This window comes from Streptomyces sp. NPDC001750, assembly GCF_042892615.1.
Taxonomy (GTDB): Bacteria; Actinomycetota; Actinomycetes; order Streptomycetales; family Streptomycetaceae; genus Streptomyces.
In genome coordinates this window covers 147,958-172,463 of sequence record NZ_JBIAUE010000016.1, presented here as the reverse complement: position 1 = coordinate 172,463, position 24,506 = coordinate 147,958, and the positions used below count along the sequence as shown (strand labels likewise).

At 72.3% G+C, this 24,506-nt stretch carries 22 protein-coding genes and 1 pseudogene; 9 read left to right on the top strand and 14 right to left on the bottom strand.

Annotated features, from left to right (window positions below; all coding sequences use genetic code 11):
• Positions 1–29 precede the first annotated feature (29 nt).
• A pseudogene (locus tag ACFYY6_RS24140) lies at positions 30–623 on the bottom strand (M14 family zinc carboxypeptidase); the annotation flags it as partial.
• 306 nt (positions 624–929) lie between these two features.
• On the bottom strand, positions 930–2,870 hold the full coding sequence (locus ACFYY6_RS24135) for a Xaa-Pro dipeptidyl-peptidase (protein WP_389195058.1): 1,941 nt from the start codon (positions 2,868–2,870) through the stop codon (positions 930–932).
• A gap of 212 nt (positions 2,871–3,082) precedes the next feature.
• Between ACFYY6_RS24135 and ACFYY6_RS24130 the strand changes: the two genes are divergently transcribed.
• A complete protein-coding gene (locus ACFYY6_RS24130) occupies positions 3,083–4,570 on the top strand; it encodes a M1 family metallopeptidase (protein WP_351519948.1) in 1,488 nt (495 codons plus the stop codon).
• 101 nt (positions 4,571–4,671) lie between these two features.
• On the opposite strand, the gene ACFYY6_RS24125 is transcribed toward ACFYY6_RS24130, so the two are convergent.
• The gene (locus tag ACFYY6_RS24125; RefSeq protein WP_351519949.1) at positions 4,672–5,613 is read right to left on the bottom strand and encodes an oxygenase MpaB family protein; all 942 of its coding nucleotides are present in this window, start codon (positions 5,611–5,613) and stop codon (positions 4,672–4,674) included.
• 317 nt (positions 5,614–5,930) lie between these two features.
• Between ACFYY6_RS24125 and ACFYY6_RS24120 the strand changes: the two genes are divergently transcribed.
• A complete protein-coding gene (locus ACFYY6_RS24120; RefSeq protein WP_351519951.1) occupies positions 5,931–7,208 on the top strand; it encodes an MFS transporter in 1,278 nt (425 codons plus the stop codon).
• Positions 7,209–7,375: 167 nt separating this feature from the next.
• A complete protein-coding gene (locus ACFYY6_RS24115) occupies positions 7,376–7,804 on the top strand; it encodes a hypothetical protein (RefSeq protein WP_351519952.1) in 429 nt (142 codons plus the stop codon).
• Positions 7,805–7,869: 65 nt separating this feature from the next.
• Here the strand turns inward: ACFYY6_RS24115 and ACFYY6_RS24110 are convergent, their stop codons facing one another.
• Complete coding sequence (locus tag ACFYY6_RS24110) at positions 7,870–8,346, bottom strand: macro domain-containing protein (RefSeq protein ID WP_351519953.1); 477 nt, start codon at positions 8,344–8,346, stop codon at positions 7,870–7,872.
• 181 nt (positions 8,347–8,527) lie between these two features.
• Here ACFYY6_RS24110 and ACFYY6_RS24105 point away from each other — a divergent pair, with 181 nt between their 5' ends.
• Positions 8,528–9,262, top strand: coding sequence for a MerR family transcriptional regulator (locus ACFYY6_RS24105; protein ID WP_351630081.1), 735 nt, complete (start codon positions 8,528–8,530; stop codon positions 9,260–9,262).
• A gap of 36 nt (positions 9,263–9,298) precedes the next feature.
• Here ACFYY6_RS24105 and ACFYY6_RS24100 read toward each other — a convergent pair whose 3' ends face one another.
• From ACFYY6_RS24100 to ACFYY6_RS24075, 6 genes are all read right to left on the bottom strand, one after another.
• On the bottom strand, positions 9,299–11,506 hold the full coding sequence (locus ACFYY6_RS24100) for a 3-hydroxyacyl-CoA dehydrogenase NAD-binding domain-containing protein (RefSeq protein ID WP_389195054.1): 2,208 nt from the start codon (positions 11,504–11,506) through the stop codon (positions 9,299–9,301).
• Between the two features lie 39 nt (positions 11,507–11,545).
• Entirely contained in the window at positions 11,546–12,760 is a 1,215-nt protein-coding gene (locus ACFYY6_RS24095; RefSeq protein WP_351519959.1) for an acetyl-CoA C-acetyltransferase, read from the bottom strand.
• Between the two features lie 91 nt (positions 12,761–12,851).
• Positions 12,852–13,994, bottom strand: coding sequence for an acyl-CoA dehydrogenase family protein (locus ACFYY6_RS24090; RefSeq protein WP_351519960.1), 1,143 nt, complete (start codon positions 13,992–13,994; stop codon positions 12,852–12,854).
• Positions 13,995–14,075: 81 nt separating this feature from the next.
• The gene (locus ACFYY6_RS24085) at positions 14,076–15,227 is read right to left on the bottom strand and encodes a CaiB/BaiF CoA-transferase family protein (protein ID WP_351519961.1); all 1,152 of its coding nucleotides are present in this window, start codon (positions 15,225–15,227) and stop codon (positions 14,076–14,078) included.
• A 655-nt stretch (positions 15,228–15,882) separates the two neighbouring features.
• Positions 15,883–16,911, bottom strand: a complete 1,029-nt coding sequence (locus ACFYY6_RS24080) for a peptidoglycan-binding protein (protein ID WP_389195052.1) — start codon at positions 16,909–16,911, stop codon at positions 15,883–15,885.
• Positions 16,912–17,093: 182 nt separating this feature from the next.
• Positions 17,094–17,921 carry a GH25 family lysozyme gene (locus ACFYY6_RS24075; RefSeq protein ID WP_351519963.1) on the bottom strand — a complete coding sequence of 276 codons (828 nt, stop codon included), beginning with the start codon at positions 17,919–17,921 and terminating at the stop codon, positions 17,094–17,096.
• Positions 17,922–18,178: 257 nt separating this feature from the next.
• Here ACFYY6_RS24075 and ACFYY6_RS24070 point away from each other — a divergent pair, with 257 nt between their 5' ends.
• Complete coding sequence (locus ACFYY6_RS24070) at positions 18,179–19,213, top strand: peptidoglycan-binding protein (RefSeq protein WP_351519965.1); 1,035 nt, start codon at positions 18,179–18,181, stop codon at positions 19,211–19,213.
• Between the two features lie 18 nt (positions 19,214–19,231).
• On the opposite strand, the gene mmpA is transcribed toward ACFYY6_RS24070, so the two are convergent.
• Positions 19,232–19,375 carry a morphogenic membrane protein MmpA gene (gene mmpA, locus ACFYY6_RS24065; protein ID WP_199883095.1) on the bottom strand — a complete coding sequence of 48 codons (144 nt, stop codon included), beginning with the start codon at positions 19,373–19,375 and terminating at the stop codon, positions 19,232–19,234.
• Positions 19,376–19,477: 102 nt separating this feature from the next.
• Positions 19,478–20,155 (bottom strand): endonuclease V, encoded by a 678-nt coding sequence (locus tag ACFYY6_RS24060; RefSeq protein WP_389195049.1) that lies wholly within the window; start codon positions 20,153–20,155, stop codon positions 19,478–19,480.
• A gap of 74 nt (positions 20,156–20,229) precedes the next feature.
• On the opposite strand from ACFYY6_RS24060, the gene ACFYY6_RS24055 reads away from it, so the two are divergent.
• Positions 20,230–20,526 (top strand): YciI family protein, encoded by a 297-nt coding sequence (locus ACFYY6_RS24055; RefSeq protein WP_351519968.1) that lies wholly within the window; start codon positions 20,230–20,232, stop codon positions 20,524–20,526.
• Between the two features lie 77 nt (positions 20,527–20,603).
• Here ACFYY6_RS24055 and ACFYY6_RS24050 read toward each other — a convergent pair whose 3' ends face one another.
• Positions 20,604–21,791: a WD40/YVTN/BNR-like repeat-containing protein gene (locus ACFYY6_RS24050; protein ID WP_389195046.1), complete on the bottom strand. Its 1,188-nt coding sequence runs from the start codon at positions 21,789–21,791 to the stop codon at positions 20,604–20,606.
• Between the two features lie 387 nt (positions 21,792–22,178).
• On the opposite strand from ACFYY6_RS24050, the gene ACFYY6_RS24045 reads away from it, so the two are divergent.
• A complete protein-coding gene (locus tag ACFYY6_RS24045) occupies positions 22,179–22,592 on the top strand; it encodes an SsgA family sporulation/cell division regulator (protein WP_073781396.1) in 414 nt (137 codons plus the stop codon).
• A gap of 128 nt (positions 22,593–22,720) precedes the next feature.
• Here ACFYY6_RS24045 and ACFYY6_RS24040 read toward each other — a convergent pair whose 3' ends face one another.
• Entirely contained in the window at positions 22,721–23,194 is a 474-nt protein-coding gene (locus ACFYY6_RS24040; protein WP_351519971.1) for an ATP-binding protein, read from the bottom strand.
• Positions 23,195–23,347: 153 nt separating this feature from the next.
• On the opposite strand from ACFYY6_RS24040, the gene ACFYY6_RS24035 reads away from it, so the two are divergent.
• Together ACFYY6_RS24035 and ACFYY6_RS24030 are read left to right on the top strand one after the other, a co-directional pair.
• Entirely contained in the window at positions 23,348–24,199 is an 852-nt protein-coding gene (locus tag ACFYY6_RS24035) for a Scr1 family TA system antitoxin-like transcriptional regulator (protein WP_351519973.1), read from the top strand.
• A 25-nt stretch (positions 24,200–24,224) separates the two neighbouring features.
• Entirely contained in the window at positions 24,225–24,416 is a 192-nt protein-coding gene (locus ACFYY6_RS24030) for a hypothetical protein (protein WP_351519975.1), read from the top strand.
• Positions 24,417–24,506: the final 90 nt, after the last annotated feature.

Here is a 24,506-nt window from a genome sequence, read left to right as displayed (position 1 = left end):
TCCTCGACACTGCCGTCGTTCGGCCGCGAGATCACGTCCGGCTCGTGGTCGCGGATGACGGCGGCCATGGCGCGGGCCTCGGCGGTCCGCAGCGCGATGTGGTCGCGGTTGATGTCGACGCCGTCGGAGTTGCCGCGCGTGTCGACGGCGCGCCCGTCGGGGTTGGCGGTGGGCACGACGAGGACGGTGGTGCGGGAGAGGAAGGCGCGGGTCCGCCGGTCCCGGGCGTGGGCCAGATCGCGGGCGGTGGTCAGGCATGCCTCGCGGCCGGAGGGTTCGTTGCCGTGCTGGCTGCAGATCAGCAGCATCGTGTGGGCCGTGGGGCGGTGGTTCCCGATCCGGACGAGCTGGAGCGGGCGGCCCTGCCGCGTGGTGCCGATCCGTTCGACGGAGACCCGGTCGCTGTCGCGGTCGACGGCGGCCAGGAAGGACTGCTCCTCCGCCTGGCTCGTCCACCGGGCCCCGCCGCTGGTCTCGAATCCGGTGCGGGGCGGGACGGCCGGGGCGCTCGGGGCGGCCGCCGCGGGGACGGCGGCCAGGGGCGAGGCGAGCAGGGCCGCGGCGGCGGCCAGGGCCAGGTGTCGGCGGCCGAGTCGGCGCGCGGTCGGTGTACGGGGTGTCATGGGCGGCTTCCTCCCTGGGTGCGGCCGGCGGGACGCCGTGGCGTCACGCCTTCGGGGCGGGCTGCGGGGGGTGGCTGCCACGGGTCGGGACCCGCGGTGGCGCGTACGAGGGCTGTCCTGCGATCCGTGATGGATCCGCGGGCTAGTGCTGTGACCGGGAAGGTCCACCGGCTCGCGACGCCCGGCACGGCACCTCGCGGTGTTGTCGCATCACCCGCGTACGTCCAGTACGCGGACGATGTTCCGCCTTGCGATGCACCGCACCGGACGCCGCGAGCCACCCGGCAAACCTTCCCGGTCACAGCACTACGGGACGGCCCCGAGGCCGGCGGTGCCGCCGGCGAGCGGGAGCGTCGCGTACGTACGGGCCAGGTCGAGGGTGAGCGTGGGGGTGGAGTCCGGCGGCTCGATGAGGCCCCGGTCGGTTCCGGCCACGATCAGGGCGAGGCGGTGTCCGGCCGGGACGACGTGGTCGGTGGCGGCGAGGCGGAGGGTGATCGTGTGGGCCCGGCCCGGGGTGAGCGGGCGGCCGTGCCCGGCGGAGGTGTGGGTGCCGAGGTCGGCCCAGCCCCGGCTGAACACGGTCCGGTCGACGGTGGCCGTCTCGGCCCGGGTCTCCTTGAAGCAGGCGCTGTCCCCGGCGGTGCTCGCACCCCAGCAGGTGCGTCCGGGGAGCGTGGTGATGCCTTCTCCGGACGCGCCGTAGTCGCGGATGGTGTCGGGGCCGAGGTCCACGAGGACGGCGGAGAGATGGGCACTCGACGTGGTCGGGGTGGCGGTGACGGTCACCGTGGGCGATCCGGACAGCCGCAGGTCCCGGGAGAGCGGCGGGGTACGGAAGGCGGCCTTGGCGGCCGTGGGGCGGTCCGCGTCGGCGGCCCATTCCAGCTCGTTCAGCGCGGGGTCGTCGGTGAACGTCTCGGTGGCGCCGGGGCGGGCGGGCCGCACCCCCAGGGTGCCGACGCCGGGCGCCGTTCCGGGGCCGGGGCGCACGGTGACGGCGTGGGTGGTGCGCGGCGGCCAGACCCGGTCGGTGGACCACTGGCCGGGACTGCGTTCGATGTCGGCCATCGGTTCGCGTTCGACGCCGTTGTCGTAACCGAGGAGGTAGTGGTCGAACCAGCGGTGCAGCGTGTCGACCCACTCGGCCCGCCGGAAGTCGAAGGGGTCGACGTGCCCGGTCTGCGACAGCCAGATCCTGCGTTCCACGCCCCGGGCCGCGAGCGCGTCCCACCACTGACCGAAGTGCTTGGTGCGGACGTTGAGGTCCTGCATGCCGTGCACCGCGAAGACGCTGGCCCGTACCTTGCGGGCGTCCTTCACGTAGTCGCGTTCGGCCCACAGCCGGGTCCGGTCCCCGGTGCGGGGCGCCCCTTCGACGAGCCGGTGCTGGACGGCGGCGCACCGGGCGCGCGCCTCGGGGCTCTCCACCCCGTCGGCGAGCCGGTCCGGTCCGCCGTCGTGCAGCGGCGCGCCCTGGGAGAAGTAGTAGTCGTACCAGGAGGAGATGGCGCCGATCGGGACGATGGTCCGCAGTCCGTCCACCCCGGTCGCCGCGACGGCGTTGGCGACGGTGCCGTCGTAACTCTTGCCGATCATCCCGGTGCGGCCGTTGGACCAGTCGGCCGTGGCAGGCCGCTGGCCGGTGCGGGTGGTGTAGCCGCGGGCGCGGCCGTTCAGCCAGTCGATGACGGCCTTGGCGGAGGTGCCGTCGGAGGGGCCGCCGACGTCGACGCAGCCGTCGGAGCGGTTGGTGCCGGCCAGGTCGACGGCGACGAAGGCGTAGCCGCGCGGCACGAAGTAGTTGTCGTAGTACAGCGGGAACTGCACGGGCCTGCCGCCGGCGTCGTACGTCTTGAGCTGGCTCTCGTTGCCCCTGCCGCAGCAGGAGTAGTAGGGGCTGGCGTCCATGATGACGGGGACCCCGCGGCCCTGCCGGGCGGGTTCGCGGGGCCGGACGATGTCGACGGCGACGCGGTCGTTCCTTCCGTCCTCGTCGCCGTCGAGTCCGGTGTCGACCCAGACGGACTCGCGGACGGCGTTCTCGTACGAGTGGACGGGCCTGCTCACCGGCGGTCCGCTCCGCGGGTGTCCGTCGGCGGACGGTCCGGCCTCCCGGCTCGTGGCGGCGCCGGCCTCGGCGCCCTGTGCGCCCGCCGGTGCGAGCAGCGTGGTCGTCAGGGCGGCGAGGGCCGCCACCACCAGCGATCGGTACGTCAAGCGGGTGCCCCGCGCACGAATCGGCATGGGCGGAAGGTACCGCCGGTCAACTCCCCCGCGACAGAGGGCGATCGGTGATCGGCGCGGCGTGACCGGGCCGGGACGCCTCCGGGCCGCCATGTCGGCGGAATGGCGAACGTGTGACAACGGCGACCATGGACATGACTAACAGGAAGGTCCCTGCGTAGGGTCCTGGCAAGGGCTCAGAAACCCGTCCGAACCGACGACTTGGAGCATTCGTGCACCGCAGACTCATCGTCCCCGGCGCCCTCGCGGCCTCCCTGTTGCTGGCGATCCCGGCCTCGGCCGCCGGGGGAACCGTAGGCGCCCCGGGCATCGGCGACCCCTACTACCCGGCCAGCGGCAACGGCGGCTACGACGTGTCCCACTACGACCTGCGGCTGAAGTACCAGCCCGCCACCGACCTGCTGGAGGGCACGGCGACGATCCTCGCCACGACCACGCAGGCGCTGTCCCGCTTCAACCTGGACTTCGCGCTGGACGTGTCCGAGGTGCGGGTGAACGGCAAGAAGGCCGCGTTCGCCAGGAGCGGCGGACAGGAGCTGGAGATCACCCCGGCGTCGCCGCTGGCGAAGGACAGGGCCGTCTCGGTGGTCGTGCGGTACGCCGGGAAGCCGTCCGAGGCGAAGGTCGACGGCTGGACGTCCTGGGTCCGTACACCGGACGGCGCGGTGGCCGCGCAGGAGCCGGAGTCGGCCGTCTGGTGGTACCCCAGCAACGACCACCCGCTGGACAAGGCGACGTACGACATCTCGGTCTCGGTGCCGGACGGCACCCAGGCGATCAGCAACGGAACGCTCCAGTCACGGAGTTCGAAGCTCGGCTGGACCCGCTTCAACTGGCGCTCCACCAAGCCGCAGGCCACGTACCTGACGACGCTGGCGATCGGGAAGTTCGACATCACCACGGACACCACGGCGGACGGGCTGCCGGTCGTCAACGCGTACAGCAAGGACCTCGGCGCCAACGCCGGTGCGGCGCGCGCCAGCATCGAGCGGACCGCCGAGGTCGCCGAGTGGCTGACGGAGGTGTTCGGTCCGTACCCGTTCGACGCGCTCGGCGGCTACTCCCCCAACGTGACGAGCGGATTCGCGCTGGAGACGCAGACCAGGCCGTTCTACAGCCCGAAGCAGTTCGCGAACGGTTCCAACGTCTCGGTGGTCGTCCACGAACTGGCGCACCAGTGGTACGGCGACAGCGTGTCCGTCAAGGGCTGGAAGGACATCTGGATCAACGAGGGCTTCGCCCGGTACAGCCAGTGGCTGTGGTCGGAGAAGGAGGGCGAGGGCACCGCGCGGGAACTGGCCGACTACACCTATGCCCTGCACCCCGCGGACGATCCCTTCTGGACCGTGAAGCCGGGAGACCCGGGCCCCGACGACCAGTTCCACGGAGCCGTCTACGACCGCGGGGCGCTGGCCCTCCAGGCGCTGCGCGACAAGCTGGGCGACGAGACGTTCTTCGAACTGCTCAAGGGCTGGCCCGCCGAGCACGCGTACGGGAACGCGTCCGTGGGCGACTTCGTGGCCTACGCCGAACGGGTCTCGGGCACGCCCCTCGCCGTCTTCTTCGACACGTGGCTCTACCAGCCGTCGCGGCCCGGGGCCCCGTCCGGGACGCGCCTGGCGCAGGCTCCCACGAAGGCCGAGCGGCCCGCGTCGTGGAAGAAGATCGCCGCCACGAACACGGTCCACGACCACCGCTGACGGCCCGTCCGGCCGCCCGACCCGTGCTCCGGGTTCCGTCGCCCTCTTCCTCCCGGTGGGCGACGGAATCCGCGCACGGAACGGACCGGACCGGCCCGTGATCAGGTCGGCCGATGCGGCGCGCCGGCCCGCTGTCCGAGATGTGCCCGGTCACCGCGCGCGGTCGCCCGGTGCGCCGCCCGTGCCCGGCGCGCGTACGGCAGATAGCGCAGCCTCTCGGGGAGTACGGGCACGACGCGCCGCACCACCGCGCCCAGCCGCCGCAGTCTCCGCTCCTGGGCGTCCGTCCACTCCAGACCGATCGCCTCCCGCGCCTCCGGCGGCATCAGGCCGATGGTGACGAAGCGGCGGAACCGGGCCAGTGGCGGGAACAGCACCGGCCACAGCGCCCGGAGCGCCGGCCGCAGCGGCAACGGCCCCCGGTCCGGCGGCGGTACGGGCCGGTCGGTCGCGAGCAGATCGTCGACGACGACGGTCCGCTCGATCTCCTCGTCGAGCGTCTTGCGGAAGTACGGCCAGAACTCCTCGATCGTCTGTGGCATGTCCCGGTCGTGGATGCCCAGAACCCTGCCCACCTGGAGCCATTCCCGGTACAGGGCCCGTTCCTGCGCCTCGGTGAACGGCCGCAGCAGGTAGCGCGCGGCATGCCGGTACACGGGGAAGCCGGTGGCGTGCACCCACGCATAGGTGGCGGGCGACAGCGCGTGGTAGCGACGGCCCCGGCTGTCGATTCCCTGGATGGTCCGGTGCAGCCGGCGGAGCCTGCGCCCCTCCTCGGCGGCCTCCTCTCCCCCGTACACCCAGAGCTGGAGCGAGCGCAGGGACCTCTCACCGCGTCCCCACGGGTCCGTGCGGAAGACGGAGTGCTCGTCGACGCCCGCGCCGACCGCCGGATGGGCGACCTGGAGAGTGAGGGCGGCGGGCAGCATCAGCAGGGCGCGGACGTCCCCGGAGATGCTCCAGAGCACGCCCCCGGGCGGCGGAGGGAGGGGGTCGTGCGGCGCGGCGGCGGGCTCGACGCCGCGTGCCGGCGAAGTACTCATACGGTGCTCCCGGCGGTCGGCCGGGCGTACGGCTGGGGCGCCCGGTCCCGGTACGAACCAGTATGCGGTCCCATGCCCGGGGGTGGCCCCCTCCCGGACGCACATGCCACGGGCACGGGCCGTCGACGCGTAGGGCGTGCCGGAACCGCCCCGCGTCCGCGACGGTGCGCACGGCTCGGGGATCCACGCCGGTCATGGAAGGCACAACCTTCGGTTGTGCCTTCGAGCTCCCCGGTTGTTTGATCTCCTCGTTCGTCTCCCGCTTGGATTCCGGTCGTCAACGTCCGGTTGTGCGGATCGACGGGAGGCATGGGGGCATGGTGCGCGGGAGGGCGCTGGGGCGGCGCTTCGGGTGGCTGTGGGCGGCGTACGCCGTGAGCTCGTACGGTTCGGGGTTCGGCTTCGGGGCGTTCTCCCTGATCGCGGTTCTCGTGCTGCACTCCGATCCGACCCAGGTGGCGGCGCTGTCCGCGGCGGGCCGGGCCGTCGGGGCGGTGGTCGCCGTGCCGCTGGGTCCGTGGGTGGAGTTCCGCCGCAAGCGTCCCGTCATGGTGGCGATGGACCTGACCCGGTTCGCGGCGCTGCTGAGCGTCCCCGTCGCGTTCGCGCTCGGCCTGCTCGGCTTCGCCCAGCTCCTCGTCGTCTCCGTCGTCGTCGCGGCGTCCGGCATCGCGTTCAACGCGGCCGTCGGCGCGTATCTGAGAGTGCTCGTGCCGCGGGCGGACCTGCTCGTCGCGAACAGCCGGCTCGAATCCACGACGTGGACCGCGACCGTGGTCGGACCACCGCTCGGCGGGGCCGCGATCGGGCTGTTCGGCCCGATGGTGACCATGGTCGCCGACGCGGTCAGCCATCTGCTCTCGGCGCTCGGCATCCGCGCCATCGGCGGGACGGAACCGCACGTCGCGCGGGGCGGGGCGCCACGCCCGCGAGCGGGCGATCTGGTCGAGGGCTGGCGGCACATCCTCGGCCATCCCGTGCTGCGCCCGCTGTTCTTCAACACGATCGTGGTCAACGGCCTGATCATGGCCACCGAGCCGGTGCTCGCCGTACTGCTGCTGGGCCGCCTCGGGTTCGCCCCCTGGCAGTACGGACTGGTGTTCGCGGCCCCGTGCGTCGGTGGCCTCGTCGGCTCGCGTCTGGCGCCCCGGCTCGTGGCCCGCTTCGGGCGGCGCGGGGTGCTCCTCACCGCTGGGACGCTGCGTGCCGTCTGGCCGGTCGGCCTGGCCTTCGTCCAGCCCGGCGCCCCCGGGATCGTGCTCGTCATCGGCGTCCAACTCGGCCTGGTGACCTGCTGCGGGCTGTTCAATCCGGTGCTGGCCACCTACCGGCTCGACCACGCGGCCCCCGACCGGGTCGCCCGCACCCTGTCCGCGTGGTCGGTCAGCAGCAGCGGCGTCATCGCGGTCCTGACCGCCCTGTGGGGTCTGCTCGCCGCCGTCGTCGGCGCCCGCACCGCGATCGCGCTGGCCGGAGTGCTCCTGCTGGCCACCCCGCTGCTGCTCCCCCGCCGCGGGAAAGCGTCCCGGAACACGGGCCCGCGCCCATGGCCACCGGCAGGCCCACATATCCCTGCTGGAAGATCAGAGCGATGACGAAGGACAGCCCGACAACACTCCGCGACCGAGCCCCGAACCTCGCCTGACGGGCCGTGGCCCCGGCCACCGGCCCCGCGCCCGGACCGCCGTGTTCTACTGAGGGCTCGTACGCCGCACCCGTCTTCGGAGGTCGTCCCGTGGCCCGGCTCCTCGTTCGTTCCGGTGTGAATCCCGACGAGCCGGACGTGCCCGTCGTGACGCTCGTCGTCGACCCGGACGGCACGCCCGGCGAGCGCGCCGTCGCACGGCTGGGCGACTACTGCTACGAGGGCGACGGGGCCTTCCACCTGCTGCCGACCGACGGCTGGGTCGAGCACGTACTGGACGGCGACCGCCTGGAGGTCGCCGTCGCCGTGTACCCGTTCGCGCTGGGCCAGGTCGACGTGGACGCGGCGGCCTTTCCCGACCGGTCTGCGGTCGACCCCGAGGCGGCGATGGTCCTGCGCGCGGAGTGCGTGGTGGACCCCGAGCGGTACGCGCTGGCGCCTCCGCTGACCGCGGTGTTCACCGCGGGCCCGGACCGCGCGCCCGACGGCGTGGCCGCCGACGGGGACGACTGGCCGATCGTCCTCGGTCTGCGCCCCGAGCGCTGAACCGGCCGCCGCACGGCACCCGCCCCCGCCGCAACGGGGCCGCGCCACCGGCCGGGCCCGGTGGCTCAGTCGTGGTCGTACACCGTGACCGCCAGCCCCCGGCTCAGCAGGCGGTTCTCCAGCAGCGGTTCGACCCTGGACCATGTGCCGCCCGCCAGCCCGCAGCCGATCCGGGGCATGTGGACCGACGCCCCCAGTGCGATCGCCCGGTCGGCCACTACCCCCAGCGCCGTGTCGATCGCCTCGTAGCGCACCGGAACTCCCTTGCTGCCCCTGCGCATCCCCCGCTGGCCCACCATGTTCGCCACCCATATGTACGGGCTCACCTGGACGAACTGCGCGGCGCCGAGCGCGAAGTCGTTGCCCGCCCGCTCCCGGTGCCAGCGGCGGTAGGCCGCCTCCGGTTCGGGCCAGCGGCGCGAGACCGCCAGGACGAAGCCCTTGCCCCAGCCGCCGAGGTCGTTGCAGACGTGCGCGATCAGTTTGACGCCGCTGCCCTGCGGCGCGGTGGCGTCGCCCCTGATGTACGTGATCTCCGACATGGGGGCACCATACGGGCCGGCACCGACATGGCACACGGGGCGGCGGGAGCGCCGCGGGCCCGCGCACCACCCGCCACACGGCCACCGGGCACTTTCACAAAGATGGTGAGACAGCAATACTGTTGAACCGTTGCGGGCGGGTTCGGCCGTTCACCGCCGGGCCGGAGTACGAGGAGCAGACATGGCGACCGGGGCCGAGGATCCGACGACGCTCACCGTCGACGAGCTGGCGGCCCGCGCCGGTGTCACCGTGCGCACCGTACGTTTCTACAGCACCCGGGGGCTGTTGCCGCCCCCGGTGATCGGGCCGCGCCGGGTCGGGCGCTACGGGGCCGAGCACCTGTCCCGGCTCGCGCTCATCGAGGAGCTCCAGCACCAGGGCATGACGCTGGCCGCGATCGAGCGCTACCTGGAACAACTGCCGCCCGACCTCAGTGCCCAGGACCTGGCGATCCACCGGGCGCTGGTGGCGTCGTGGGCGCCGGACTCGGCGGAGGACGCGACGCGCGCGGAGCTGGAGCGCCGGGCGGGCCGGGCGCTGAACGAACAGGACATCGCGCGGCTGGCGGCGATGGGGGTGCTGGAGCGCGCGGAGCCGGTCGACGGCGGGTACCGGGTGGACCCGGGGCTGCTGAGGCTCGGGGTCGAACTGCTCGGGGTGCCGATCGCGCACGAGACGATCCTGGCCGCGCGGACGGTGCTGCTGGAGCACTCCCGGTCCGCCGCGCAGGAGCTGACCCGGCTGTTCCGGGACGAGGTGTGGGGCCCGTACCGGGAGCGGGAGTCGGATCCGGAGCACGTGGCGGCGATGAAGTCGCTGTCCTCCCACATGCAGCCGATGGTGATCCAGGCGCTCGTGACCGCGTTCCAGCGGTCGTTGAAGGAGGAGCTGCGGGCCGCGTTCACGGCGGAGTGAACGCGGCCCGCGGGGGGCGGGATCCGCCGCGGCGGGTCAGTCGTGGAAGGTCTCGCCCCTCTCGGCCTTCTCCACGAGCAGCGCGGGCGGCAGGAAGCGGTCGCCGTATCGTTCGGCGAGTTCCCGGGCGCGGGCCACGAAGCCGGGCAGGCCGCCGTCGTACCCGTTGATGTACTGGAGCACTCCACCGGTCCACGGCGGGAAGCCGATGCCCATGATGGAGCCGATGTTGGCGTCGGCGACGGAGGTGAGGACGTTCTCCTCCAGGCAGCGGACGCTGTCCAGCGCCTCGGAGAACAGCATCCTCTCCTGCATGTCGACGAAGGGGACGTCGGTGCCGGGACGGGCGTCGGACCCACCCGCGGCCGGGTCGGCACAGCGGCCGAAGTGCTCCCGCAGTCCGGGCCACAGGCGGATGCGCCCGCCGTTCTCGTCGTACTCGTAGAAGCCCGCGCCGCCACTGCGCCCGGGGCGCCCGAACTCGTCGACCATGCGGTCGATCACGGTGTCCGCCGGGTGCGCGTCCCAGGTGCCGCCGGCCTCCTCGACGGCCCGCCTCGTCTCGTCACGGATCCTGCGGGGCAGGGTGAGGGTCAGCTCGTCCATCAGGGACAGGACCTTCGCCGGGTAGCCGGACTGCGCGGCCGCCTGCTCGATCGACGCCGGTTCGACACCCTCGCCGACCATGGCGACGCCCTCGTTGATGAACTGTCCGATGACGCGCGAGGTGAAGAAGCCGCGGGAGTCGTTGACGACGATCGGGGTCTTCCTGATCTGCCGGACCAGGTCGAAGGCGCGGGCCAGGGCCTCGTCGCCGGTCTTCTCGCCCTTGATGATCTCGACCAGCGGCATCTTGTCCACGGGCGAGAAGAAGTGCAGCCCGACGAAGTCGGCGGGGCGCTCGACGCCTTCGGCGAGGACGGTGATGGGCAGGGTCGAGGTGTTGGAGCAGAGCAGGGCGTCCGGTGCGACGACGTCCTGGATCTCCTGGAACACCCGGTGCTTGAGCGCGGTGTCCTCGAAGACGGCCTCGATGACGGCGTCGCAGCCCGCCAGGTCGGCCGGGTCGGCGGTCGGGGTGATGCGGGCCAGCAGCTCGTCGCGCTTCGCCTCGGTGGTGCGGCCCCGGGAGAGCGCCTTGTCGAGGAGCTTCTCGCTGTACGCCTTGCCCTTGGCGGCGGCCTCGGCGGAGACGTCCTTGAGGACGACGTCGATGCCTGCGCGCGCGCAGGAGTAGGCGATGCCGGCGCCCATCATCCCGGCGCCGAGGACGGCGACCCTGCGGACCTTTCGTTCCTCGACGTCCTTGGGGCGGCTGGCGCCGGAGTTGACGGCCTGGAGGTCGAAGAAGAACGCCTGGATCATGTTCTTGGCGACCTGGCCGGTGACCAGTTCGGTGAAGTAGCGGGCCTCGATGGTCAGCGCGGTCTCGAAGTCGACCTGTGAGCCCTCGACCGCGGCGGCCAGGATGTTGCGGGGCGCGGGCATCGGGGCGCCCGCGAGCTGCTTCTTCAGGTTGGCAGGGAAGGCGGGGAGGTTCGCGGCGAACTTCGGGTGCGACGGGGTGCCGCCGGGGATCCTGTACCCCTTGACGTCCCAGGGCTGCTGGGACTCGGGATGGGTGTCGATGAAGGCACGGGCCTTGTCGAGCATCTCCTCGCGGGTGGTGGCGACCTCGTGGACGAGACCGTTCTCCAGGGCGCGCCGCGGGGTGTACTGGGTGCCCTGGAGGAGGACCTTCAGCAGCGCGTCGGTGATCCCCATGAGGCGTACGGTGCGGGTGACACCGCCGCCCGCGGGCAGCAGACCGAGAGTGACCTCGGGCAGGCCGATCCGGGAGCCGGGGGCGTCGAGGGCGACGCGGTGGTGGGCGGCGAGCGCGATCTCGTAGCCGCCGCCGAGCGCCGCACCGTTGATGGCGGCGACGACGGGCTTGCCGAGGGTCTCGATGCGGCGCAGCGCGTTCTTGATGGCGGTGCCGGTGTCGAACGCCCGCTGGGCGTCCTCGGGACGGACCTTGATCATTTCCTTGAGGTCGCCGCCCGCGAAGAAAGTCTTCTTCGCGGAGGTGTAGATGATGCCGCGGATGGAGTCCTTCTCGGCCTCGGCGCGGTCCGCGACGGCGGCGATGGAGTCCATGAACGCCCGGTTCATCGTGTTGGCCGACTGGTCGGGGTCATCCAGCACCAGGGTGACGACGCCGGTCTCGTCCTGTTCCCAGCGGATGGTCGTGCTCTCGGTCATTGCGGTTTCTTCTCCGTAAGCAGGGGTGGCCGGGGACGGTCAGAGACGTTCGACGACGGTGGCGATGCCCATGCCTCCCCCGACGCACAGGGTGGCGAGCCCGTACCGCCGGTCGCGGCGCTCCAGTTCGTCGACGAGGGTGCCGAGGATCATCGCGCCGGTGGCACCGAGCGGGTGGCCCATCGCGATGGCCCCGCCGTTGACGTTGATCCGGTCGAGGGAGAGGTCCATGTCCCGGGCGAAGCGCAGGACGACACCGGCGAACGCCTCGTTGATCTCGACGAGGTCGATGTCGTCGATGGTGAGTCCGGCCTTGGCGAGGGCCTTGCGGGTGGCGGGCGCGGGACCGGTCAGCATGATGGTGGGTTCGGAGCCGGAGACGGCGGCGGAGACGATCCGGGCGCGTGGCGTGAGCCCGTACCGCTCGCCGACCTCCTTGTTGCCGATCGCGACGAGCGCGGCGCCGTCGACGATGCCGGAGGAGTTGCCCGCGTGGTGGACGTGCTCGATCTTCTCGACCCAGTGGTACTTCTGCAGCGCGACCGCGTCGAAGCCTCCCGCCTCGCCGATCGTGGCGAAGGACGGCTTGAGGCCGGCGAGCGTGTCGGCGGTGGTGCCGGGCCGCATGTGCTCGTCGTGGTCGAGGACGACGAGACCGTTGCGGTCCTTGACGGGGACGACGGAGCGCGCGAACCGGCCCTCCTTCCACGCCTCGGCGGCGCGTTCCTGGGAGAGCGCGGCGAACTCGTCGACATCGCGCCGGGAGAAGCCCTCGATGGTGGCGATGAGGTCGGCTCCGATGCCCTGCGGGGCGAAGCCGGTCCGGAAGCTGGTCATCGGGTCCATGGCCCAGGCGCCGCCGTCGGAGCCCATCGGGACGCGGGACATCGACTCGACACCGCCCGCGAGGACGAGGTCCTCCCAGCCGGAGCGGACCTTGGCTGCGGCCAGGTTGACGGCTTCCAGGCCCGAGGCGCAGAACCGGTTCTCCTGGACGCCCGCGACGGTGTCCGGGAGTCCGGCGGCGATGGCGGCGATGCGGGCGATGTCGGAGCCCTGGTCGCCGAGCGGGCTGACCACGCCGAGGACGATGTCGTCGACGGCCGCCGGGTCCAGGCCGGGGAAGCGGGCGCGGATCTCGTGGATGAGGCCGACGACGAGGTCGATCGGCTTGGTGCCGTGCAGGGCTCCATCGGCCTTGCCGCGGCCGCGCGGGGTGCGGATCGCGTCGTAGACGTACGCTTCGGTGCTCAATTCAGCAGCCTTTCGAGGGTGGTCGGTCGACGGGGACCGAGGGGCGGCCGGGAGGCCGTCGGGAGGTCTTCGGGAGGTCGGACGGGGCGGGTCAGGCGAGCAGCGACCGGCCGATGATCTCCTTCATGATCTCGGTGGTGCCGCCGTAGATGGTCTGGATGCGACCGTCGGTGAACGCTCTGGCGACCGGGTACTCGGCCATGTAGCCGTAACCGCCGTGGAGTTGGAGGCAGCGGTCGGCGACGCGCTTCTGGAGTTCGGTGGCCCACCACTTGGCCATCGAGGCATGCACGGCATCGAGCCCGCCGTCGGAGTGGTCGACGACGCACCGGTCGACGAAGGTGCGGGTGACGGCGCATTCGGTGGCCATCTCGGCGATCTCGAACCGGATGTGCTGGAGCTTGGAGAGCGGCCGGCCGAACGCCTCGCGCTCCTTGACGTACCGGGTCGTGATCTCCAGCAGATGTTCGGCGGCGGCGATCCCGGCGACCGCTATGCCCAGCCGCTCCTGGGCCAGGTTGGTCATCAGATGGATGAACGCGCCGTCGCGTTCACCGAGCAGGTTCTCCTTGGGGACGCGGACGTCGTTGAAGAAGAGTTCGGCGGTGTCCTGGGACTTCTGCCCGATCTTTTCGAGGTTGCGGCCCCGTTCGAAGCCATCGGCACCACGCTCCACGACGATCAGCGAGAGGCCCTTCGCACCGCCTTCGGGGGTGGTCTTCGCGACGACGACCACGAGGTCGGCGAGGATGCCGTTGGAGATGAACGTCTTCGACCCGTTGAGCAGCCAGTGGTCGCCCTTGTCCTCGGCGGTGGTGCGGATGCCCTGGAGGTCGGAGCCCGCCCCGGGTTCGGTCATGGCGATGGCGGTGACGGTCTCGCCGCTGCAGAAGCCGGGCAGCCAGCGCCGCTTCTGTTCGTCGGTGGCCAGGCCGGTGAGGTAGGGGCCCACGATGTCGTTGTGCAGTCCGAGGGCGAGGCCGGGGGCTCCGGCCCGGGTGAACTCCTCGGCGAGGACGGCGCTGTAGCGGTAGTCGGTGGTGCCGCCGCCGCCGTACTCCTCGGGCACGGCGAGGCCGAGCAGCCCCTGCCGTCCGGCCGCCCGCCACACCTCGCGGGAGACGATGCCGTCCTTCTCCCACTGTTCGTAGTGCGGGAGCACCTCCTTGTCGAGGAAGGTGCGGACGGTCTCGCGGAACGCGTCGTGCTCTTCGGTGAAGATCTGCCGCTGCACTGCGGGCCTCCTGGGGCCGGTGGTGGTCGTGGTTCGGCCGGGCCGTCCGGCTCCGCCGGGGCCGGGGTGTCGTCGGTCCCGTCAGGCCGGGGGCGCGCCCCCGCCCCCGCCGAGCCCGGGGACGTCCCAGTCGGCGGCGACGGCCCCGGTGTCCGCGCCGGGCCGCGCGGGCCCGCGGTGTACGGCGACGGGGGTGGCGGAGAAGCGGGGCGCGGGGGCCGGCTGGGTGAGGCCCTCGTGCTCGACGAAGGTGGAGCGGGCGGCCAGGTGCGGATGGTGCGGGGCCTCGCGGAGCGAGAGGACGGGTGCGACGCAGGCGTCGGTGCCCGCGAACACCTCGGTCCATTCCGCGCGGGTGCGGGCCCGGAACCGATCGGCGACGAGGGCACGCAGTTCGTCCCAGCGCGTGACGTCCGACCGGTCCGGGGCCTCCCCGTCGATGCCGAGCAGCGTGCTGAACTCGTCGTAGAACCGCTGCTCCAGGGGGCCGACCGCCATGTACTCGCCATCGGCGGTCTCGTACGTGCCGTAGAAGGGGCAGCCGCCGTCCAGGAGGTTGGAGCCACGCCGGTCCTGCCAGCCGCCCGCCGCCAGCATGCCGTGGATCATCGTGGCGAGGTGGGCGGCGCCGTCCACGATCGCCGCGTCCACGACCTGGCCCCGGCCGCCGGGGGTACGGGCGTGCTGGAGCGCGGCGAGGACACCGACCACGAGATAGAGCGAGCCGCCCGCGTAGTCGCCGACCAGGTTGGCCGGGACGGCGGGCGGCTCACCGGGCCTGCCGATCAGGGAGAGGGTGCCGGTGAGGGCGATGTAGGCGATGTCGTGCCCGGCTCGTTCGGCGAGCGGACCCTCCTGCCCCCAGCCCGTCATCCGTCCGTAGACGAGTTTCGGATTGCGGGCGAGCGCTGCGTCCGGGCCGACCCCGAGTCGTTCGGCGACGCCCGGCCGGTACCCCTCGATCAGGATGTCGGCGCGCGCGGCCAGGTCGAGCACCGTCCCGGGCCCGTCCGGGGCCTTGAGATCGACGATGACGGACCGCTTGTTGCGGTTGGTCAGGTCGTACGCGGGGTCGATGCCGAGCCCCGGGCCGCCGGGCCGGTCCACGCGGACGACGTCGGCCCCCAGATCGGCCAGGAGCATCGCGGCGAACGGCCCGGGCCCGATGCCCGCGAGCTCCAGGACGCGCACGCCCGTCAATGGGCCGTGTGATCCGTACCCGGTCGTCGCCATCGGGCCCCCAGCGGTATGACACAACTGATGTAACAGCGATGATGCTAAGAACGCACCGCTCCGCGCACAAGCCCTCCGGCCGAGCAAGCGCTTGGTCCTCCCCGGGATCCTCCCCCATGGACACCGCCCGGCCGCACATCGCCACGACCACCGCCACCCCGACGGCATGCCGGTGTCCGGCAGCCCCGCGGCGGGCTGCCGGACATCGTTCGCTCCCAGTGGGCCCCGGCCTCCGTCCCGGCGGGGCCGGGCTTCCTCCTGGGCCGTGTCCTCGAAGTGCCGCCGTACGGCCGGGGGGCCGGGCCGTACGGCGTCCGGCGCTTCCCCGAGTTCCCGGCTTCGCTCGAACGGGGAAGACCCCATGGATCGCGAGGCGGAGGATCGTCCTGGTACCGGGCGTACGCGGACCGGTCCGACAACGCCGCGAGCGTGAGCGCCGGGCGTCGCACGGCAGACAGCGGACGGCACGTCGACGAAGCCGCCCAGGGCGTGTCGCGAGAGTGGCGTCGTCCGTCCGAAGGACGGGGCCCGCGGCGTCCGGCGCGGTGCGTCACGAGGCGGAGGGCCGTCCTCGTACGGGGTGTACGTGGACAATCCCGACAACGTGAGGAGCCGTACCAGGCGTCGCGGGCCGGACGGGTCTTCGAATCACGCCCTAGCGGGGCCAGGCGCAGTGCACATGGCGGCCGTGCCCGGGGTCGCCCGGGCCGAGGACCTCCTGTGCGCCGAGCTTCCTGCAGGTGGCCATGAACTGCTGGTGCGCGGCGCCGCTGCCCACGTGGCGGCCGTTGATGTGCGTGATGTCGAAGGCGATCCCGGCGTAGTGCCGGGAGTTGCCGCTGTGGTCGCCGCCGACGATCTCGGAGACCGACAGCCGGTAGCCGTACTGCGTGCGCAGCTTCAGCAGCCCGCCCAGCATCCGGGGGTCGAGGGGGACCCGCCGGTTGGGCTTGTCGCCCCACGGGCTGGTGAGCGCGCCCTTGCCGTCGGCGGTGTCGACGATGTTCTGCCGCGCCGTCGACCCGGCGTGCCTGCCGCCCGGATGGACGGTGGCCAGCGTGATCTGCTTCTGGGCCAGGATCTGCTTGGCGAGGCCCGCCCGGTCACCGGCCGGCGCTCCGCCGTTCAGCAGGCCCGCCCAGGTCCGGGGGCCGACGACGCCGTCGGCCGTGAGACCGGCCGCCTTCTGGAAAGCCTTCACCTTCGCCGTCGTCGTCGCGCTGAAGGTGCCGTCGACGGGCACCGCCTGACCGCGCGCCTTCAGCAGGGTCTGGGCCGCCTTCACGGCCGCGCCCTTCGCGCCGCCGCGCAGGGTGATGACGAGCCTGGTCCAGGTGGCGGGCCCGACGACGCCGTCCGCGGTGAGACCGGCCGCCTTCTGGAATGCCTTCACCTTGGTCGTGGTGGCCGGTCCGAAGCTCCCGTCGGCGGCCACGGCCTGACCCCGGAAGGTGAGCAGGTGCTGGAGCGCGGTCACGCCCGCGCCCCTGCTCCCCGCCTTCAGGGTCGGCCAGTCGGCCGCGGCCGGCCGCGCCGCCGTTTCTCCGCCGCCGCCCCGGGCCGCCGCCGGGCGGTCGCCCGCGGTGGCGAGGGAGGCGGCCGGTCCGGCGAGGACGGCCAGGGCCGCGATGCCGGCGGCGAGCCGGACGGCGGTGCGACGAGAGCGGGTGGACGGTGCGTTCATGGGTCACTCCTTGGATGGCGAGGCGGCCCGAAAGGGGCCGGAGACGGATGTCGTGCGGGTGGACGAGCCTGGTGTGCCGTACGGCGGACAGGGGCGCGAGGACCGTGGTCGACGGACGTAATAAGCCGTCACCTCCCATACTGCGCAGCAGGTTGGCGGCCCGTGAGCCGCTTGCGCCGGGATCAGCGGCCTTCCGGCCGTGGCGCGCCGCCCTTCGCCAGCGCCGTCAGTTCGGACCTGCCGCCGCGGAAGACGTCACGGTCCACCGGCCCCTCGATCCCGGGAACGGTTCCGGTCCGCGTGTGCTGCCAGAAGGACCACGAGCGCCCGGCACCCGGCACCTGCCGCGGTTCTCCGGAGCCGCTGCCGTAGCGGGCGAGCCACAGCGGATGACCGGCGAACACCTCCCCGTTGTCGCCCATGCACTCCTTCACGAAGGACGCCCGGGTGTAGACGATCGGGGTGACGCCGAATGCCTTCCGCACCTCCTGGAGGAAGGTCCGCACCTGTTGGGTACGGAGGTGCTGCGGGCACACCTCCCTGCCGCCACCCGCGGGCAGCTTCTCGACGTCCAGCACCGGCGGCAGTTCGCCCGCCCGGTCCCCCCGGTAGCCGGCCGCCCGGACGGTCGCGACGAAGTGCCTGGCCTGGGCCGCCCCGTCGGCCGTGCTCCTCGGGTGGAAGAAGTGGTACGGGGCGCGGAACAACGAGGTCCCGGAGACCGAGGCGTAGTCGCGGGCGAACCACGAGTCCTTGCCCGACACCCCTTGGGTGGCCTTGAGGAAGGCGAAGTCGTTCACGGCTGCCACCCGGCGCCAGTCGATCTCCGTCGGCCCGCCCCGCCCCTTCCACTCGTGGTTGTGGTGACTGGTGTCCACCCCGTCGACCGGGTAGGCGGACGGCGGTGCGGCACCAACGGCCGGGGTGATCAGCCCCAGCGCGACGAGAGCCGCTCCCACCAGGGTTCCGGTCAGCGCGAGACGCACTCGAACGGGTGATGACTGAGGCATATTCAGACCTTCATGTTCGTCGGATGAGAAGACCTCGGGCACCCCCGTCGGCCACGAACGCACAGGTGGGAGCGGCCCTTCGAGGGACCGATGACGGGGTGGGGTCGCGGCGCCCGTCGGGCCGGCCGCTCCTCAACTGTGCAGCACCGCCCCGGCGTTTCACTACGATCTGCGTCCCGCGGATCGATGCGCCTATGCAGAGCCACCATGCACACCACTGAACTGCGGTTATGCACACAGAGAGTCGGGAAGTGCCGATGACGGACAGCACCGTGACGAACGACGACGAACATCCGGGGCGGGATCTCGCGGAGTTGCTGAGGAGTTGGTGGGAGTCCTCCACGCGCGACGGCCGCGAAAAGCCCACCCAGCAGTCGCTCGCCAAGCGGTTGGGGATCGACCAGACCACCCTGTCGCGGTATCTGAATCCCGCACACTCCTCCAACGCCCCGTGCCGGATCGTCGAGCAGTTGCACACGGCGCTGGGGGCACCCGCCGACGAACTGGTCCGGGCCCGCGCCCTGGCCAACGCGGCGGCCGGTTCCGCGTCGCCGAGGAGGCGTCCGGGGGCCGGGAACCGTTCCGCCCCGGCGACCACCGCCACGGGCGGGGACGCACCAGTGGCGGGGAGCGAAGCGGAGCCCACGTCCGACGGTCCGGGCACCGCACCGGCCCCCGGGCGCGGTTCGGGGACCGGCCGGTGGGACCGCTCCCGCGTCGCGTGGACCGTCGCGGCGGCCTCCGCGCTCCTTCTGCTGCTGGCCGCGGGCTGGACCGCGTGGTGGCCGGGGCCGACGGCCGGAAGCGGCGACGCCAAGGCGGTCGCGGAGGTGTCCGACCAGCCGTCGGAGGGCACGGACTGGCCGCTGGCGCGCAAGGGGAACGTGCTGTGGAAGGCCCGTACGGTGCAGTTGCTGCTACGGGCGCACGGCTACGACGTGAAGGTCGACGCCGACTACGGACCGGCCACCGCGGAGGCGGTCAAGAGGTTCCAGACGGCCCACGCACTGACGGCGGACGGCAAGGTCGGGAAGGACACCTGGCCGCTGCTGATCACCACGGTCGACTCCCGCGCGCGGGAGCCCGAGGCCGTCATGGCGGTGCAGTACCTGCTCCATCGGGCGGGGGTGGCGACCGACAGCACCGGCACGTACACCCCGTCGACGATGCGGTCGCTGAAGGAGTTCCAGGCATCCCGGAACCTGCCCGTGACGGGCGTCGGTGACGAGGTCACCTGGCGCGCCCTGCTCAATGCCCAGGGACCGGATCTGCACAAGCAGCCGCGCCGGTAAAGGTGGACGCCGTGCGCGTCACAGCGCCCAGGTCACCAGCGTGCAGATCATCGAGACGGCCCAGACCACCCCCGCGACGATCCCGAGGGTCATGCCCACCGCGACCCGGCGCTGAGCGAGGTACACGGTTCCTGGTCGCGTAGACGTTCGATGTTCGGTCATGCGTACCAGTCTGCCCGTCATGATCGCCGGGCGACATCCGTACGCGTACTCAACCGGCGTCCACGTGCGATCGGTGTGCCGCCTCAGTCATATGACAAGGCGTCAGGAAGTTGCCTCCCGCAGCGCCCGACGGCACAGCGCGTCGGCACGGCGCGTCGTCTCCGGCTGACGGAAGTCACGGGCGAGGAGCAGGGTGTGGGCGCAGGCGTTGTCCAGGTCGGTGCGGTGTCCGACCGAGACGAAGACCGGTTTGACGCCGTCCCGGGTGCGCAGCGCCCTGCCCACCTCCTCCTCGCCGTCGAGGAGCGGCGACCAGTCGCCCCGGCGGGGCCCGGGCTGCTCGTACGTGAAGGTGAACGGGTTCTTGGCGACACCGATCACGGGGAGTCCGGTGAGCACGCCGAGGTGGCTGGCGAGACCGAAGCGGCGCGGGTGGGCCAGGCCGTACCCGTCGCAGATCACGAGCCCGGGATCGACGGTCAGCGATTCCAGCGCGGCGAGCACGGCCGGGATCTCGCGGAAGGCCAGGAGCCCGGGGACGTACGGGAAGGCGATCCGGCCGACGGCGGTGGTCTCGGCGACCACGTCGAGCGTCGCGCCGTCGAGCACCACCGCCGCCGCCACGACGACATCGCGCTCGTCGTCATAGGCGACGTCGACTCCGGTGACGTGGCCGGTCCCGGGCCGGGGTCCTGGTTCGTGGAGCACCACCCGGGCGCGCAGCGCGTCCTGGACGGCTCGGGCCTCGGTCTCGTCGACGGGTGTCAGGAACATTGTCATGGTGCTGTCGAGTGTACGAGCCGCCCCGACGCACGGCCGGTCCCCGTCGGCGGCCGTCCCGTAGCCTGGCGATCATGTTCATACTCGAATTGACCTACACCGCCCCGCTGGAACGCGTGGACGCACTGCTGGCGGACCACGTCGCCTGGCTGGAGCGGCAGTACGCGGCCGGGGTGTTCATCGCCTCGGGACGCAAGAACCCGCGCGACGGCGGTGTGATCCTGGCGGTCGGGGACGACGTCGCCCGGATCGAGGAGATCGCGGCGGAGGACCCGTTCGTGGCGGGGGACGTGTGCGCGTACCGGATCACCGAGTTCATCGCGACGAAGACCTCGGAAGAACTCGCCCCGTACCGGCAGGAGCTGCCGTAGCGGAGACCGTCCGCCGCCCGCGGCCGGATGCCGGACGCCCGCGCGGAGGGTGGCGGGCGGCGGTGCGAGGGCGGGGCCTACGTTCCCGAGCGCGCCACGCGACCTTGCTCGCCCGCGGCCCAACAGCCGCCGTCCGGGGTGCAGTCGACGGTGTCGTACGACCCCGTGTCGACCGTGCGCCAGGTGCGTCCGCCATCCGGGGTGAGATCTGTTCCGGTGGGTCCGACCGCCAGGGCGCGCGATCCGCTGTGCGGCAGCCAGGCGACGCCCGAGCGGTATTCCGCCGGGGGCAGGACGGACCGCCGCCAGCTGCCGCCCCCGTCGCCGGTCACGGCCGCGGCGTCGGGCGACGGCTGTCCCGCGCGGTAGTCGCCGCCGACCGCGATGCCGTGGTGACGGTCCCGGAACGCCAGCCCGAACACGCCGCGCGCCGGGTCGCCCGCCGGGATCGTCGCCCCGGTCGCGGTCCAGGTCCGGCCCCGGTCGGCGGAGTGCAGCACGCGCGCGGTGGCGGCGCCCCCGGTCGCCAGCCAGACGTCCTTGGGACCGGACGCGACCAGGCACTGGCCACTGGCGGCGAACGCCGCCTCGCCCTCCTGGGCCCGCGGCATGCCCTCGGTGGGCAGCACCCGCCAGTTCCGACCGCCGTCCTCGGTCGACAGGACGCGGTACTTCCCGTCGACGGGATCGCTCATCGCCAGTCCGTGCCGGCGGTCGAAGAAGGTGAGGCAGTCGTAGAAGGCGCGGGCGTCGGTGTTGCGGAACGACTCCGTCCAGGTCGCTCCCCCGTCGTCCGTGCGCAGCACCCTGGACGCCTCTCCCTCCCCGATGGACAGAGCCACCGCACGCCGGGCGTCGAACGCCTCGATGTCGCGGAACTCCAGGCCCTCCCCCGCCGCGCCGGGCGGTGACACGTCGTGCCAGTGGCGCCCGCCGTCGGTGGTCCGCAGCACCGTCCCCCGGGATCCGGCGACCCAGGCGGTACGTCGGCTCACGGCGGCGAGACCGCGGAAGCGGGCATCGGTTCCGGTGGCGGTGAGCGTCCAGACGGGCCGTTCACCGGTCGGGCGACGCTCCCCGGGCGACGCCTCGGGATCCGGCGTGGCCGCGGTTCCCCGCGCGACCCCGGCGTTCCGTGCGGCCGCCTCCGGTGCGGCGGCTGCCTCCGGTGCGGCGGCTGCCTCCGGTGCGGCCAGGGCGGCGGCCAGCGAAGCCACGCACAGTCCCCATGACATCAATCGTCTCGTCGTTCCCTCGGCTCTCATGACGCCGGAGGCTAACGACCTCGCCCACGCTTGTCAGCGGGGTCGCGGCGTCCGGGGCCTCCACCTGCGGCGTTGTCGTCAGTCTTCCTCAAGGTCTCGGCTTCGCTCGACCTGGGGGAGACCCCCGTCCGCTCCGCGTCGACTCCCTCCTCCACCTCGGATCCGAAGGCCCCGGACGCCGCTCCTTCCCCCCACTGCCGATCGTGGAGAGGTCGTGACCCACAAACCACACTCCGTCCAGGGTGCCGAGCCACGAATCGGGTACCCGACCGGTGCCCGGCGCCCAGTGACACAACTCACCCCGCCGTTCTGTGCACGTGGTCATGTGATCCGCCGTCTCTGTCTGTGCCGGGAACCGTTCATCTGGCCGAGAAAGGGAGCAAGGTCTTGTCCACCGTCATCGAACAGTCCGTGCAGGCCCGCATGGTCGCTTCCGCTCCGCGGATGGAGACCCTTCCGGCCACTCTGCGGTACGACCGGAGAGATCCGTTCGCCGTGAGCATGGCGTTCCCGGCGAAGGCGACCCTGGAGGGCGCCGATGTCTCCTGGGAGTTCTCCCGGGAGTTGCTCGCCGCGGGCATGGACGGGGCCGCCGGGCTCGGGGACGTGCGCATCAGGCCGTACGGATACGACCGCACGGTGCTGGAGTTCCACGCCGTCGAGGGGATCGCGATGGTCCACGTCCGCACCGCGGAGCTGCGGCTGTTCCTCGAGCGCGCGCAGGAACTGGTGCCGGCCGGCGACGAGCACCGGTTCCTGGACCTCGACCGGGACCTGACCGATCTATTCGACGGAACCTGACCGGTTCGGCCCTCGTCGGCCGGGCGCCTCGTTCCGCATCGCCCGGCCGGGCCGTCGCGCATGCTCCCAACGGCCTTCGGGGTCCGGACCGGATACGGACGGCGGGAGCGGGGGCGGCCGACGTGCCGTCAGCGATGGAGCAGCGCCCACGCCTTGCAGCCGCCCGAAGGGGTCAGCGCGGGAGCGAGCCCCCAGTCTCCTCCGTGCGAGTCGACCGCCGCCGCCAGCAACCACATGCTCTCGCTGCGGCGCTCACGGCACTTCTCGGACTTCTCGACCGAGCAGTGGGGCGGATGCCGGTCGTAGAGGATCACGCGCAGGGCGTCGAACTGCCAGTGGACCCGTAGCAGCATCTCCCGGTCCGGGGTGAACCGGTAGGCGGAGGCGACCAGCTCGGAGGCGGCGAGCACGGCCGTCTCACGGAGCTCCGCGAGGCCGTGCCGTTCGAGGAGTTCGCCCACGGCTCCGCGTGCGACGCCGGCGCAGAACGCGCCACCCGGTAATGCGAACGAGTAACTGAGGTTGTCCACCATCGGCGGTCGAGGGCCGACCGGTACGGGAGCCGGGAGGCAACGCAATGCGCCCTTCATCAAGATGCTCACATTTCCGGTAATTGTGCTGACGATCACAACCGGGGCCGGTAGCCCCGTGTGAGACTTGCACTACCGACGGTAGCGCAACCCGGAGCACAGTGCTACTACTTGCCCGGTTCCAGTCATTTCGTTCAACCGCTCCCCCGGAAAGGACCTTTCACCGTGCCACCCAGGAGCACCCCGACCGCGCGGCAGCAACGCCTCGGGGCCGAACTGCGCAAACTGCGCGAACAGTCGGGGATGTCGGTGCAGCAGGCCGCCGCCCTGCTGGGCGTCGACCGCACCCGCATCCCGAACATCGAATCGGGCCGCTTCGGCATCAGCGCCGAACGGGTCCGCACCCTGGCGTTCAATTACGGCTGCCCCGACACCTCTCTGGTCGACCTGCTCGCCGAGATGGCCCGGGAACGGGCCAGGGGCTGGTGGGAGGAGCATCGCGGACTGCTGCTCCCGGGGCTGCTCGACATCGCCGAACTCGAACACCACGCGGCCGAGCTGATCACCTCGACCACCACCCACATCCCCGGCCTGCTGCAGACCGAGGAGCACGCACGGGCGCTCTTCGCCATGGCCGATCCCCCGCTGCCCGGACCGGATCTGGATGCCCGGCTCGCCCTGCGGCTGCGCCGTCAGGATGTGCTGAACCGGGACCGGCCCCCGTCGTACGAGGCGGTGATCCACGAGGCGGCCCTGCGCATGCAGTTCGGCGGCCCGAAGGTGGCGCGCGCACAACTGGACCACATCCTCGACCAGTCGGAGCGGGACCTGATCACGGTCCGGGTCATCCCGTTCACCGCCGGCGGACTGCCCGGCGCGGGACAGTCGTTCACTTACGCGGGCGCCCGGGTACCCCAGCTCGATACTGTGCAGCTCGATTCCTCGCACGGCTCGACGCTGTTGGACTCCGACATGCAACTACGCCGATATCGCGGTCTGTTGGAGCGTCTGCGAGCACTCGCGCTCCCGGTCGGGGAATCACGCGACCTCATCCGAACCATAGCCCGGGACCTCTGACCCGGCACCGTCGAGAGGACAGACCATGACCGAGATCCACTGGGACGACCCCTTCTGCAGCGAGGGCGCCAACTGCTTCCGTTTCGGGCTCGACGACCGGGGCCGCGCGTACATCGGCTCCACGACGGACACCGACGTCCATGTCAGCGACTCCGTGGAGGCGCTGCGCGCGCTGATCGCAGCGGTCAAGTCGGGGGCGGCGGACCACCTGCTCTGACCCTCCGGCCCGCCCGCACCGCGACACACGTGGCGCCCCCGCGGCGAGCACGATCGCTCCGAGTACGCCGACAGCTCTGAGCGACCCTCC